The 13,532-nt window shown below is 68.0% G+C and carries 13 protein-coding genes; 6 read left to right on the top strand and 7 right to left on the bottom strand.

What is annotated here, in order from left to right; translation table 11 throughout:
- The first annotated feature begins 94 nt into the window (after positions 1-94).
- The gene (locus tag ACWMMN_RS30380; RefSeq protein WP_059237791.1) at positions 95-586 is read left to right on the top strand and encodes a molybdopterin-dependent oxidoreductase; all 492 of its coding nucleotides are present in this window, start codon (positions 95-97) and stop codon (positions 584-586) included.
- A 120-nt stretch (positions 587-706) separates the two neighbouring features.
- The gene (locus ACWMMN_RS30375) at positions 707-1,030 is read left to right on the top strand and encodes a winged helix-turn-helix domain-containing protein (protein WP_047901809.1); all 324 of its coding nucleotides are present in this window, start codon (positions 707-709) and stop codon (positions 1,028-1,030) included.
- A gap of 29 nt (positions 1,031-1,059) precedes the next feature.
- Here the strand turns inward: ACWMMN_RS30375 and ACWMMN_RS30370 are convergent, their stop codons facing one another.
- The 4 genes from ACWMMN_RS30370 to motA form a co-directional block, all read right to left on the bottom strand.
- The gene (locus ACWMMN_RS30370) at positions 1,060-2,406 is read right to left on the bottom strand and encodes a DUF2325 domain-containing protein (RefSeq protein WP_342705660.1); all 1,347 of its coding nucleotides are present in this window, start codon (positions 2,404-2,406) and stop codon (positions 1,060-1,062) included.
- Positions 2,407-2,526: 120 nt separating this feature from the next.
- Positions 2,527-3,066: a hypothetical protein gene (locus tag ACWMMN_RS30365; RefSeq protein WP_486423563.1), complete on the bottom strand. Its 540-nt coding sequence runs from the start codon at positions 3,064-3,066 to the stop codon at positions 2,527-2,529.
- A 119-nt stretch (positions 3,067-3,185) separates the two neighbouring features.
- Positions 3,186-4,157, bottom strand: a complete 972-nt coding sequence (gene motB, locus ACWMMN_RS30360) for a flagellar motor protein MotB (protein WP_059237788.1) — start codon at positions 4,155-4,157, stop codon at positions 3,186-3,188.
- A gap of 27 nt (positions 4,158-4,184) precedes the next feature.
- Complete coding sequence (gene motA / locus ACWMMN_RS30355; protein WP_059237787.1) at positions 4,185-5,054, bottom strand: flagellar motor stator protein MotA; 870 nt, start codon at positions 5,052-5,054, stop codon at positions 4,185-4,187.
- 482 nt (positions 5,055-5,536) lie between these two features.
- On the opposite strand from motA, the gene ACWMMN_RS30350 reads away from it, so the two are divergent.
- Positions 5,537-6,463: a patatin-like phospholipase family protein gene (locus ACWMMN_RS30350; protein WP_420874394.1), complete on the top strand. Its 927-nt coding sequence runs from the start codon at positions 5,537-5,539 to the stop codon at positions 6,461-6,463.
- 147 nt (positions 6,464-6,610) lie between these two features.
- On the opposite strand, the gene ACWMMN_RS30345 is transcribed toward ACWMMN_RS30350, so the two are convergent.
- The 3 genes from ACWMMN_RS30345 to ACWMMN_RS30335 all read right to left on the bottom strand — a co-directional run bounded on the left by ACWMMN_RS30345 (position 6,611) and on the right by ACWMMN_RS30335 (position 10,118).
- Positions 6,611-8,092 carry an aldehyde dehydrogenase family protein gene (locus ACWMMN_RS30345; protein WP_256086847.1) on the bottom strand — a complete coding sequence of 494 codons (1,482 nt, stop codon included), beginning with the start codon at positions 8,090-8,092 and terminating at the stop codon, positions 6,611-6,613.
- A 22-nt stretch (positions 8,093-8,114) separates the two neighbouring features.
- Positions 8,115-9,065: an agmatinase gene (gene speB, locus ACWMMN_RS30340; RefSeq protein WP_256086846.1), complete on the bottom strand. Its 951-nt coding sequence runs from the start codon at positions 9,063-9,065 to the stop codon at positions 8,115-8,117.
- Between the two features lie 168 nt (positions 9,066-9,233).
- Positions 9,234-10,118, bottom strand: a complete 885-nt coding sequence (locus ACWMMN_RS30335) for a helix-turn-helix transcriptional regulator (protein WP_059237784.1) — start codon at positions 10,116-10,118, stop codon at positions 9,234-9,236.
- 196 nt (positions 10,119-10,314) lie between these two features.
- On the opposite strand from ACWMMN_RS30335, the gene ACWMMN_RS30330 reads away from it, so the two are divergent.
- The 3 genes from ACWMMN_RS30330 to ACWMMN_RS30320 all read left to right on the top strand — a co-directional run bounded on the left by ACWMMN_RS30330 (position 10,315) and on the right by ACWMMN_RS30320 (position 13,482).
- Positions 10,315-10,659 (top strand): cupin domain-containing protein, encoded by a 345-nt coding sequence (locus ACWMMN_RS30330; protein ID WP_048249140.1) that lies wholly within the window; start codon positions 10,315-10,317, stop codon positions 10,657-10,659.
- 84 nt (positions 10,660-10,743) lie between these two features.
- On the top strand, positions 10,744-12,204 hold the full coding sequence (locus ACWMMN_RS30325) for an NAD(P)/FAD-dependent oxidoreductase (RefSeq protein ID WP_059237783.1): 1,461 nt from the start codon (positions 10,744-10,746) through the stop codon (positions 12,202-12,204).
- Positions 12,205-12,291: 87 nt separating this feature from the next.
- Complete coding sequence (locus tag ACWMMN_RS30320; RefSeq protein WP_059237782.1) at positions 12,292-13,482, top strand: MFS transporter; 1,191 nt, start codon at positions 12,292-12,294, stop codon at positions 13,480-13,482.
- The last annotated feature ends 50 nt before the right edge of the window (positions 13,483-13,532 follow it).

The following is a 13,532-nucleotide window of genomic DNA, read 5'->3' as shown; positions in this document are numbered from 1 at the left end:
GGCGCGCCTTCTGCCAGCCGGCCTTTTCGCGGCGTAATATATCCGCCGATACAACGCAGGCCCGCCACCCGGCGGGCCGTCACGGAGGCGGGCGATGGAGATGGCAGGGACGGCGGCGCCTTCGGCGCATCAGGCGGCGGCAGGTTCGATTGCGCTGACGGGCGCATTCGTGCGGCCGATGACGGTGACGCTCGACGATCTGCGCCGGCACGCGAGCGCGATGGCCGAGCCGTTCGACCTGCGCTGCTTCACGACGAACCGCTTCATCCGCTCGGTCGCGCCGTATCGCGGCGCGCGGCTGAAGGACCTGCTCGACGCGGCCGGGCTGCGCAACGACGAGCCCGGCGACTTCAAGCGAATGGTATTCATCGCGCATGCGCACGACGGCTATGCGGTCACGTTCTCGTGGCACGAGCTGTTCAATACACCCGTCGGCGAACACGTGATCGTTGCGTTCGAATGCGGCGATGCGCCGCTGTCGATCGAGGACGGTGCGCCGCTGCTGTTCTCGGGCGCCGACCTGCTGCCCGCGCCGCGCCACGTGAAGCGGCTGGCCGGCATCGTCGCGCGCGTGCTCGAGATCTGATCGCGACGCGCGCGCTGCCGGCGTTCGCGGCGGCGGCCATCGTGTATGCTTGCCCGCATCGATCTAACGGCGGACAAGATGAAGACTTCGGCACACCCCAAGCCTGAGGTGCGGTTCAGGATGCGTATCCAGCAGGCCGATACGATCGCGCTCGGCCCGGGCAAGGTCGCGCTGCTCGAAGCGGTGCGCGAGCACGGCTCGATTTCGGCGGCGGCGCGCAGTCTGAAGATGTCGTACCGGCGTGCGTGGCTGCTGATGGACGAGCTGAACCGCTCGCTGAAATCGCCGGCGACGGTGTCCGAGCATGGCGGGCAGAGCGGCGGCGGCAGCGTGCTGACGCCGGTTGGCGAAGAGATCATCCGCCTCTATCGCGGGATCGAGGAACGCGCGTATGCGGCCTGCGCGGACGAGATCGCCGCGCTCACGAAAATGGTGCGCCGCTGAAAGACGCATCGTACCGAGGCTGGCGCCGGCTACCCGTGTCGCAGGCAGAAGCGTGACGTGTCGCCCGCGGGGGTATCCGTCGCGATGACGTCGCGCGCCTGGGCATCGAGCCGCCCGATCAGTTCGACGAAGCTCGCGACGCTGGCGGTCCGCAGCGGGTAGTACGCGATGTGGTGACGCTCGCAGATGCGCTTGAGCAGGTTCATCGAATCGTGGTCGATGCAGTCGACCGGGAACACGACCATCTGCGCGCCCGGCAGCGCCGCGGCCAGCAGGCCTTTGCGATCCTCGATGCCGCCGTCGTGCAGCGTCACTTCGCCGCCCGCCGTTTCGACGATCCGCCGGATCGCCCGGTTCGAGCCGGGCCGCCCGCCCACGTAGACGAGGCGCCTGCCCTGAAGCATCGACAGCGAATCCGTTGCCGGGTCGGCCGGATCGCCGGTTGACGCCTGCACCGCCTGTTCGATCGCGCTCGCTTCGGCGCGCAGCGTCTTCACCATCGCCATCAGGTCGTCGAGCCGCGCGCGCATCGCGCGGGCGCTCGCCTGTTCCGCGGCGATCCGCTGCTCGGCCGCCTCGCGGCGGCTCGTGTGCAGCGCGAGCCGCTCGTCTCGTGCGGCCAGCGCTTCGCGCAGCTCATGCACTTCGTCGCGCAACACGCTTTCGGCGGCCAGCGGCTGCGCATGCTGGCGTGCGTGGAGCGCATCCCGCTCCTGCAGCGCCGCGTCGCGCTGCGTGCTCATTTCGTGCAGGCGCGCCTGCTGCCGCTCGATCTTCGCGTGCAGTTCCGCATTCTCTTCCTCCAGCGCGACCAGCCGCCGGATATCGGCGCGATTGGCCGCGCCGACCAGGTGCGACAGCATGTGCAGGTCGCCGAACGCGGCCTGACGCACGCCCATCGTCGTGCGCGGATGCGTCATCAGCGCCCAGTAGGCAGGCGGAACGTCGCCGCTCTTGAGCGCTTCCTTCCAGCGCGCGAGGAGTTCGTCCGCGTCCTTCGCGGCGTCGAACGCACGGATTGCACCCGCATAGCGTTCGTCGAGCGCCTTGTGCAACGCCTTGGCGCCGGCCGTGCCGCCGATCGCGAGCTCGACGGCCGCGTGGTGGATCTCCAGATCGGTCGCGTGCTGGCGATCGAGATCGGCGAACTTCGGTACGAGCTTGCGCAGTTCGTGCGTGGTCAGGCAGGTGCCGATGATCGAGCAATGCAGGTTGGCATCGAGTTCGGACAGGCGCGCGCGGCGCTTCAGCTCGACCTGTTGCGAGCGGGACGGCGCGCAGCAGGCGTCGATCCGCGCGCCGGCGGCTGCGCGGGGCGTGCCGCCCGGCGACGAGAGATCCGCCGTGCGGGCCAGGCGAAAGGGCGGAGCGTGCATGTTGACCTCTATCCGGCAGGTTCGGACCGGAGACGGATGCGCGAAAGATTCGCGAAATATACCATGGAATATAACGGGGGAAATGCCGGGGAAACCACCGGGCCACGCGGGGGAGCGCGGTCAGCAGAGCGCGGTCGAACGGCCGGTGTGCGGCAGGGCGGCCGGTGCCGCGGGTGAAACGGGGAGCGATGCCTGCGCATGGCGCGCCATCACGGATTCGACGCACAGCCCGACGAACAGCACGTCGACGCGCTCCAGCGCGGCAACCGTATCGCGCATCGCGGCCGGATCGTTGCTGAACGAGTCGGAAAACACGTCGTCGCGCGTGCGTTCGAGGCGGCGCGCGTGGCCGATCGCACGTTCGAGATCGGGCAGCCGCGTGAAGCGCGCGGTACGGGCTTCGTGTTCGAGCGTCGCCAGCAGTTCGCGAAAGCTCATGGCCGACAGCCTGTCGTCCGGCATGGCGCCGGCGGGCGCGGCCCGGAACATCCGGATGAAACGCGCGACGCTGCCGCGCAGGCGCCGGAACGCATCGACGACATCGGTGACCTGCTGCGCGCGCGCATCGCTCGACAACGGCTTGAGTGCGCTGATCCTGCGCGCAATCGGCTGTTCCCGGGCGGTGTGCAGCGGGAGGCGATCCGTCGACGGGCGGGCCATGGTGTTTCTCCGGGTAGGCAGGTATCGATATATTCTACGGAATATATCGAGTTCGCAAAAAAACGGCGACGCCGTGTCGCGAGACGCGGTGTCGCCAACGGCCCGAACGGCCGCGCCCGTCAGTCGATGGCAACCGGATGCCGTCGCGTGACCGCCACCGGCAGGGCGGCGGGCCGGATGCCGGGCGTCTCGTCGACGGTCGTCCGGCCGCCGTCGCGAAAGAACGCCTGTTCGGCGGCATTGTTCATCACGAGGATGCTGATGCGGCGATTGGTCGGCTCGTCGGCGACGTTCCTGTCGAGCGGCAGCACATCCGCGAGCCCGCGCACCTGAAGCAGCTTTTCTTCCCGCAACCCGCCGACGACCAGCGCGCGCCGCGCGGCGTTCGCCCGATCGCTGGATAGCTCCCAGTTCGAATAGCCGGTCGGGCCATCGGGATAGGGCGTCGAGTCGGTATGCCCCGCGATCGACACGCGGTTTTCGACATCGTCGAGCGCCGAGCCGATCTGCGTGAGGATCGCGGTGGCATAGCTTTCCGGTTGCGCGCTGCCCGTCGCGAACATCGGACGCTTGAGCGAATCGACGATCTCGATGCGCAAGCCTTCGTTAGTGATCGCGATCCGGATCTGGTCCTGGTACGCGCGCAACGCCGGACTGCGGGCAATTGCCGCGGTCAGCTTCGCCTTCAGGCGCTCGAGTTTTTGCGTATCCGCGGTGCTGGCGAGCGCCGCGGGCGAGTCGGCGGGCGATGGCGGCGTCCTTTTGCCGATCGCCGGCGCCGGGTCCGACAGGTCGCGGCCGCCGCCCTGCACGACGCTCGGGCGCGGGGCGTCCGCGTCCTTCCCGCCGGACAGGAGCGTCGACAACGGCGTGTTGAAGTAGTCCTCGATCCCCTGCTTGTCGTACTTGGAGACCGAGCCAAGCAGCCACATCAGCAGGAAGAACGCCATCATCGCCGTGACGAAATCGGCGTACGCGATTTTCCAGGCGCCGCCGTGGTGGGCGTCATGGTCGCCGCCTTTCTTGCGACGCACGACGACGAGCGATGGCGATGCGGACTGCTTCGACGAACTGGAGCGGCGGTCGGTCATGGCGTGTTCCGTTTCCTTGCGTATCCGTTACGCCGCCTTGGGCGACTTGGTCGCGCGGACGGCATCGTCGAGTTCCTTGAAGCTCGGGCGATCGGCGGTGAACAGCACCTTGCGGCCGAACTCCACCGCCACCGCCGGCGCGTAGCCGCTCATCGACGCGAGCAGCACGGCCTTCACGCACTGGAACGGCTTGGCCGCGGCGCGGCCCTTCGCGTTGAGCAGATCCGCGAGCGGGCCGACGAAACCATACGCGAGCAGGATGCCGAGGAACGTGCCGACGAGCGCGCCGGCGATCATCTTGCCGAGCACGGCGGGCGGCGCGCCGACCGAGCCCATCGTGTGCACGACGCCCATCACCGCGGCGACGATGCCGAACGCCGGCAGGCCGTCCGCCATCTTCTGGATCGCATTGGCCGCGACCGACGCTTCCGCGTGATGCGTATGCAGTTCCTCGTCCATCAGGTCCTGCATCTCCAGCACGTTCACGTTGCCGCTCGACATCATCCGCAGGTAATCGACGATGAAGTCGAGCAGGTGATGGTCTTCGAGCACATGCGAATACTTCTGGAACAGCGGGCTTTGCTCGGGCGCATCGACGTCGGCCTCGAGCGCCATCATGCCGTCCTTGCGTGCCTTCTGCAGCAGCTCGTACAGCAGTGCGATCAGTTCGACGTACTGCTGCTTCGTGTAGCCGCCGCCCTTGAAGCAGGTCGGCAGGGTCTTGATGGTTTTCTTCAGCGTCGTGACCGGATTGCTGACGACGAACGCGCCCAGCGCGGCGCCGAAAATGCACAGCAGCTCGAACGGTTGCAGCAAGGCCGGCAAATGGCCGCCGACGCCGACGAAACTGCCGATCACCGACCCGATCACGACGATCCATCCGATGGCTACAAACATGATTACCTCGTCCGCGACTTGCGCTGATGCACGTGTTGTCGAAAAGCGAGCGGGATGTCCGGCCATCTCGCTCGATGCCCGCGACGGCGCCGGATCGTTGCGTGTCGAATGCGATCCGGGCGGTCGTCCCGATGCGTCGCAGCGCGATGCCAGTCGGCGGGTGTTGATGCAATAACGGCGATCGTCCGGACGACTGAACCCGTGATTCCACGTATCCCGCGCGATTCGCGCCCGGCACACGTTTGCGGGCGCCGAGGTGCGCGATTTTCTTGATCGAGGTCAAAAAGTGCGCAGCGATCGCGCGAACGGCCGTATCGATGCGACCCTGAAACAGGGCGGCAAATGACGTATCCCTTCCCGGGAGAAGGTTCATCGCGGGATTCCGGCGAGCGCGGCGTGCGACGCGCATCGTCGGCCGAGCGGCGCGGTCCGCGTGCCGGCAGGGTTTTCATCAGGACATCCGGGGCGCCGCACGATCCATCATGGAGCAGGCACTGTCGCAGCCAACCGCAGGAGGGCGCACCGTGACTTCCGATCCCACTCCCTCGACCGCCTTCGTGTTTGCCGGCGGCGGCAGTCTTGGCGCGATCGAGGTCGGCATGCTCCGCGAGCTGGTCGCGAGCGGCGAACGGCCCGATTGCGTCGTCGGCGCGTCGGCGGGGGCGATCAATGCCGCGTATTTCGCCGGCCGGCCGGACGCGGACGGCGTCGCGATGCTCGCCGCGCTGTGGTGCCGAATCCGCCGCCAGGACGTCATGCCGTTCTCGATGCGCAGCGTCGTCGCGATGCTGCTGCGCAACCGGCCGCATCTGGTCGAGGCCGACGCGCTGCGCCTGTTGCTGGAAAGGAACCTGCCATACCGGCGGATCGAGCAGGCCGCGTTGCCGCTTCACATCGTCGCGACCGACGTGCTGAACGGCCGCGAAGTCGTGCTGTCCGCCGGCTCGGTCGTGGATGCCGTGCAGGCCAGCGCGGCGATTCCCGGTGTGTTTCCGTCGGTCTGCATCGACGGCGTGGAACTCGTCGACGGCGGCGTCGCGAACAACACGCCGATCTCCGTTGCAATCGCGCTTGGCGTCAAGCGGATCGTCGTGCTGCCGGCCGGGTTCGCCTGTGCGTTGCGCGTCCCGCCGCGCAGCGCGATCGCGCATGCGACGCACGCGCTGACACTCGTGATCGCGCGGCAACTGGTGCGCGATCTGGAGCTGTACGCGGCACGCGCGCACATCCATGTCGTGCCGCCGCTCTGTCCGCTCGACGTGTCGTCATACGATTACTCGAAGTGTGCGCAACTGATCGACGCGGCCGCGGAACGTACGCGCGCGTGGATCGACGCGGGCGGGCTTGCGCAGTGTGCGATTCCCGGCCAGTTGCGCGAGCACGATCATGCCGCGGAGCAGTCGCATTAGCGGTGGCTCTCGCACCGTACCGACGCATGACGGACGCATGCCGATCGCCGGACTGCCGGGCCGCTCCGCAGAAATCTTCGAGGAATAAAAAAAGCGGCGCCGTGCCACCCGCCACGGCGCCGCCAACGGCCTGAACGGCCGCACTGGTCAGTCGATTGCGCGCATGGCGTGGCGCAGTTCCTGATAGCTGCGCAGCCCGGTGACGCCGAGTTCGCGGCCGATCCCGCTGAGCCCGAAGCCGCCCCAGCACACGTGCGGGTAGATCAGCTGCGGCGCATTGATCCACACGAGCCCTGCGCGCACGCGCTGCTGGAATTGCCTGGCGATGTCGGCATCGCGCGTGACGACGGTTGCGACGAGCCCGTAGCGTGTGTCGTTCGCGAGCGCGATCGCTTCGTCGTCGGTACGGAACGACTTCACGCACGCGACGGGGCCGAACACTTCGTCGGTCCACAGCGGGTTGTCGGCGGCCGGTTCGGCGATCACGACGGGCGCCATGAAGAAGCCTTCGCCGCCGGCATCCGTCACGCGGCCGCGGAACGCGACGCGTGCACCCGCATCGATGCCGTGCTGGAGCATCGCCTCGACGCGCGCTCGCTGCGCGGCCGAGATCAGCGGCCCCATCGCAACCTGTTCGGCGGCCGGCGGCGCGACGACGAGCGCACGTACGGCCGTCTCGAACGCGGCCATGAAGCTGCGGTAGAGGCTGTCGTGCACGAGGATGCGCGCGGTGGCCGAGCACATCTGGCCCGCGTTCGTGAACGCGCCCGCGACCGCGAGCGATACCGCGACGTCGAGATCGGCGTCCTCGCGCACGATCAGCGACGACTTGCCGCCGAGTTCGAGCGTCACGCGCTTCATGTCGACGGCAGCGGCCTGCATCACCTTGCGGCCGGCCGCCGTGCTGCCGGTAAACGAGATCTTGTCGATCAGCGGATGCGCGGTCAGCGCCGCGCCGATCTCGGCGCCGCCGTTCACGACGTTGACGACGCCGGCCGGCACGCCGGCTTCGACGATGATGTCGAGCAGCGCATGCTCGGCCGGCGACGTGAGTTCGGACGGCTTCAGCACGACCGCGCAGCCGGCCGCGAGTGCCGGCGCGAGCTTCCACGCGGTCGTGACCATCGGGAAGTTCCACGGCATGACCAGTGCGGCGACGCCGACCGCATCGTAAAAGCGTTCGGCCGTGACGGCGTCGCTCGGCAGCGTGACGGGTTCGGCCGCGAACAGCGCCGGGTCTTCGCACAGCTTCGCGTAGTACGCGAACGTCGCGACGACATCGCCGACATCGGCTTCGGCTTCGAACGGCGGCTTGCCGCTCACCTGCATCTGCAAGGCGGCCAGGCGGTCGCGCGCGGCTTCGACGCGCTCGGCGATCGTTGCGAGCAGGCGCCCGCGCCCGGCGGGCGGCGTGTCGCGCCAGCCCGCGAACGCGTCGCGCGCGGCGCGAACCGCGGCGTCGACGTGCGCGGGCGTCGCGAATTCCTGCCAGCCGATCGTGTCGCCGGTCGACGCATTGAAGATCGGCGCGCCGGCCGTGTCGGAATGCGTGCGCACCGGCTGGCCGGCGATGCGCGCGGCGGGCAGTACGAAGGTGGTCGTGGCGCGGGAAAGCTCGGCGGTGGACATGAGGGGCATCCTGTCGATCGGGTTAGCGGTAGGCGACGCCCGGCATCACGCAGAGCATCTCGAATGCGAGGTTCGCGCCGGTGAGCGCGGTCGTGCCGGTCGGGTCGTACGGCGGCGACACTTCGACGAGGTCCGCGCCGACGATGTTCAGGCCCTGCATCCCGCGGATGATTTCCAGTCCCTGCTGCACGGTGAGGCCGCCGATTTCCGGCGTGCCGGTGCCGGGCGCGAACGACGGGTCGAGGCCGTCGATGTCGAAGCTCAGGTAGACCGGGGTATCGCCGACGCGTTCGCGCACCTGCGACATCAGCGGCACGAGCGACTTGTTCCAGCATGCTTCCGCCTGCACGACGGTGAAGCCCTGCTGGCGGCACCAGTCGAAATCGTCCGCGTGGTAGCCGGTGCCGCGCAGGCCGATCTGCGTGACCTTGTCGCATTGCAGCAGCCCGTCTTCCACCGCGCGGCGGAACGGCGTGCCGTGCGCGATCTTCTCGCCGAACATCGTGTCGTTCACGTCCGCATGTGCGTCGATGTGCACGACGGCGACCTTGCCGTACTTTTTATGCAGCGCGCGCAGGATCGGCCACGCGATCGTGTGATCGCCGCCGAGCGTGATCGGCCGGCAGCCGTTCGCGACGATCTCGTCGTAGGCTTCCTCGATGCGGCGCACCGAGTCTTTCAGGTCGTACGGATTGGTCGCGACGTCGCCGATGTCGGCCACCTGCAGCGAATCGAACGGCGCGGCGCGCGTGGCCATGTTGTACGGGCGCAGCAGCACGGATTCGGTGCGGATCTGGCGCGGGCCGAAGCGCGAGCCCGAGCGGTTCGAAGTGCCGAGGTCGAGCGGCACGCCGACGAAACACACGTCGAGGCCGTCGGTCGTCGCGGCCTGCGGCAGCCGCATCATCGTGGCGATGCCGCCAAAGCGCGGCATGTCGTTGCCGCCCATCGGTTGATTGAGTTCGCGGGGCATGGGGCCGTCTCCTTTTTCTGAGGTAAAGCGATCGGCCGATGGTAGAGGAGAACGCCTGCGCGAAGATTTTGAAGTCGCAACGTTTACATCGACGGGTCTCGATGCGAGTGGCGCCGCCGCATCGACGCGGCGCAACCGAAGGCGGCCGTGCGGCCGGTCCCGGCCGGGTCAGCCGGAGATGACCGGCGGCGTGGCGCCGTCGTGCGATCCGGCGCAAGGAAACGCGGTGGCGGCCGAACCCCACGCGGCGAGTTCGCGTTTGGTCCGCACGCCGAGCTTCGCGAACGCGCGCTTCACGTACGACTCGGCCGATGCGACGCGCACGCCGAGAATCCCGGCGGTTTCCGGCACGGTCTTGCCGGAGATCAGGTGCTTGCAGGTTTCGTATTCGCGTTTCGACAGCTTCACGCCGTCGGCTGCGATGCGCGCGTCGAACTGCGCGAGCGGATGGACTTCCGGTGTCGGATGTGCGACGCGTCGCACGGCGGTGGTCGACGCGTGCAGTTCGAGCAGCGGGAACAGCACGTCGCTGATGCTGCGGAAGCGGTTCATCTCGGCGAGCGTGAACGGCGGCCGGTCGCGGCCGCGTTCCAGCGCGATCGAATGCTGCGAATAGCGCGTGCCGCGCGCGAGCACGCATTCATGGCCGATATGGACGTCGTCGAACAGTCGCTGGCGGAATTCGCCGGGCGGGATCGCCGCGATGTCGCGCACGACGAGCATCGTGCCCGTCTTGCCGCGCAGCCCCGCGAACAGCGGATCGCTGTCGAGAAAGCGCTCGTAGTAGAGCGTCATCACGTCGGAGATTTCGGTGGATTCGGTGCCGATGCCGCTGCTGCCGATCCATTCGCAGCGGTAGCCGGTAGGCATCGTGCCGTCGACGCGCGAGCGTTCGACGTGCGCGACGTCGAGCGGCACGACGTCGTTCAGCAGTTGCGTGAGGCGCGGCACGAAGTGCGGCGTGCCGACCGTCTCGATCAGCTCGCCCAGCGCCTTGAACGACACGTTGAAGCGGTCGTTGTCGCGATGGAAGGGGTTCACGTTGAGCAGCATGCGGTTCCCCGGTGAAAAGCGGCGCGATTGTAGCGTTCGAGGCCGGAAACGTCATTAGGGGGAAACACCGTCGGTTGTCCTGCCGACCCGTTTGCCCTGCAAAACATCGCTTGTCCCCCCTGGAGGGGGGCATACCGGGGCAGTGTAAATGAGTAACTTTGTCTCTGCTTTTTCAATCAAGAGACGAACGATTCTGATGACCAAACTGATCAAGGACATCCTGCCGCTGGGCGCAGGCGTGGGCGAATTCACGAAGCTCGACTTCGGGATGGACGAAAGCGACTGGCGCGCAGCCGAAGGCAAGAGCGGCAACTACATCATCGGCTGGTGGGAAGGCAAGGTCGGCTCGGTGGAGTTTCCGGAAACGGCGGCCGACGAAGCGGTATGGCTCGTCGAGGGCCGGATCGCGCTGACCGACGTCGAAGGCAACCGCAAGGAATTCACGCCGGGCCAGGGCTACCTGCTGCCGGCCGGATTCGCGGGCCGCTGGGAGACGATCGAGGACGCGAAGAAGTTCTACGTGCTGCTCGAGAAGTCGTGATGTCCGAAGCCGCCGCCGTGGCGTCGTCGTCCGTGTGACGCGAACCCGGCGGCGGTTTCGTTTCCGCGTGTGATGGCTGGGATCATGGAAATGGAAGTCAACGAAGCAAAACAGACCGCGCCGGTGCAGGCGCACGCGCTGCGTGGCGCGCCGGTCGCGCTGGGCGTCGAGGCGGCGCTCGCGAATACGAAGCTGTTCCCGTACTGGCTCGACAACCCGGCCGCGCCGGCCACCGAGCCGGAACTCGTCGGCGACGTGACGGCCGACCTGCTGATCGTCGGCGGCGGCTTCACGGGGCTGTGGTCGGCCGTGCAGGCGAAGGAACAGATGCCGCACCTGAACGTGGTGCTGATCGAGGCCGGCAAGGTCGCGCACGGCGCATCGGGCCGCGCGGGCGGGATCATCTCGACGTCGGTGATGCACGGGCTGCCGAACGCGGTACGCGTGTTCCCGAACGACATCGCGGAGCTCGAGACGTTCGGCCATCACAACCTCGATGGCTTCGAGGAAACGCTGAAGCGTTACGACATCGACGCCGACATCGAATGGAACGGCGAGATGACGGTCGCGGTCGATCCCGAGCACATCGCGCACCTGAAGGGCGACTACGACCTGCATCGCGAGTACGGCCACGACGTCGTGCTGCTGAACCGCGACGAAACGCTCGAACAACTGAATTCGCCGCTGTTCGCGGGCGCGCTGTGGTCGCGCAACCGCAGCGGCATCGTGCATCCGGCGAAGCTCGCGTGGGGGCTGAAGCGCGCGGCGCTGTCGCTCGGCGTGACGCTGTACGAGCACACGCCGCTCACGGCCGTGACCGACGAAGGCAGCACGGTGTTCGTGAAGACGCCGAAGGGCAGCGTGCGCGCGCCGCGCGTCGTGTTCGGCAGCGGCACCGCTAAAGTAGGGATTCCCGATATCAACCGCCGCGTGATGCAGGTGCGCGACCACGTGCTCGCCACCGAGCCGCTGACCGACGAGCAGCTCGCGCGGATCGGCTGGCAGAACCGCCAGGGCGTGTACGACACGCGTACGCAGCTCAACTATTTCCGGCTGACGAAGAACAACAACATCATCTTCGGCGGCCTCGTCAGCTATCACTTCGACGGCGATCCGGAACCGCACCAGGACGGCCGGCGCGAAACCTACTACCGGCTCGCGGAAGCGTTCTACCGCACGTTCCCGCAACTGAGCGACGTGCGCTTCTCGCATGCGTGGGGCGGCCCGATCGACTATTGCTCGCGCGGCTCGGTGTTCGCGAAGCGCTATCTCGGCGACAAGGCCGTATTCGTCGCCGGCTATACGGGCTTCGGCGTCGCGGCGAGCCGGTTCGGCGCGTTCATGGGGCTGAACATCCTGTTCGATCGCGACAGCCCCGAGCGCAAGCTCGACATCGCGAACCAGAGCCCGAGCTACATCCCGCCGGAGCCGATGCGCTGGGTCGCCGCGAAGATCACGTTCCATGCGTTCGACGGCGCGGATGCCGAAGGCGGCTGGAAACGCGCGTGGATCAGCGGCCTCAAGGCGATGGGCTTCCCGATGTAAGCGACACGGCGGCCCGGGCCGGGCCGCCGCCATACCAAGCTCCCCTGAGGAGACGGTCCGCGTTGCGGACACGGAGAGAGACAGCGAATGAACGGTTTGAATCTGCAGGATGAAGCGCGACAGGAAAGCGCGCTATTCGTCGTCGTGATGCTGTTGCTCGGCATTCTCGGGCCGACGGTCTTTCTCGGCCTGCCCGCGATCGTCGGGCAGGTCGAACGCCATTGGGGCTTCGGCGAAGCGGCGCTCGGGCTGTCGAGCTTCATCGAGGTGCTCGGCGAATCGACGGGCACGCTGCTCGTCGCGTTCGTGCTCGGCCGCCAGCCGGTGCGGCTCGTGCTCGCGGGCGCGGTGACGCTCGCCGCCGGCGCGAACCTCGGCACGCTCGCGACGCACGGGCTCGTCGCGTATTCGACGTTGCAGTTCATCGCGGGCGTCGGCTCGGGCGGGCTCAACGGCATCGCGCTGCGCTACCTGTCGTACTCGCGCGCGCCGGAACGCAATCTCGGGATCATGCTGATGGGGCAGGTGATGTGGAGCATGGTGCTGCTCGCCTACATCTTCCCGATGCTGAGCGGCACGTGGGGCGCGCACGGCGTGTTCGGTTTCGTCGCGTGCGTGCTCGGCATGTTCGTGCTCGCGACGCCGCTGTTTCGCCGTGGCGAGACGATGGCCGCGCCGACGCCGGCCGGCGTGGCGGGCAAGATCGACCGCAAGGGCGCGATGCTCGTGCTGTGCGCGCAGCTCGCGCTGTACGGCGGCGTCGGCGTCGTGTGGACCTTCCTCGAAAAGATCGGCACCGATGCGGGCCTGAGCGGCAAGTCGGTGTCGCTCGTGCTCGGCATCGCGAACATCGCGAGCCTCGTGATTTGCGCGGCGATGCCGAAGCTCGGCGCGGGCGCGGGATTGCGCCGCTGGACGCTCGTGAACCTCGGCGGCTGCGCCGTTGCGGCGGTGCTGCTCGCGATGCCGGCATCGGTCGCGACGTTCACGCTCGGCGCGATCGTGTTCATCGGCTGCTGGACCGGCGGCGCGCTGCTGATCTACGCGACGATTCCGCAGTACGACCTGATCGGCAAGTCGGCCGCGCTGTCGCCGGGCTGCGTCGCGCTCGGCTATGGCGTGGGGTCGGTCGCGGGCGGCTCGCTGATCGAAAGCGCGGGCACGCAGTCGGCGCTGATCGCGGCGATCGTGTTGTGCGCGGTGGCGTTCCTTTGCTACGGGCGGCTGCGGCCGGCCGTGTTCGGCATGGAGCGCACGCTCGCGGTGGTATCGGAGTGAAGGGGTTGCGACGCGCGCCGCTGCCGATGGCGGCGCGTGTCCGGTTCGGT

This window comes from Burkholderia cepacia complex sp. TUM26381 (assembly GCF_057439935.1).
Note: the sequence above shows the minus strand (reverse complement) of the source record. Positions and strands in the feature narration are given on the sequence as shown.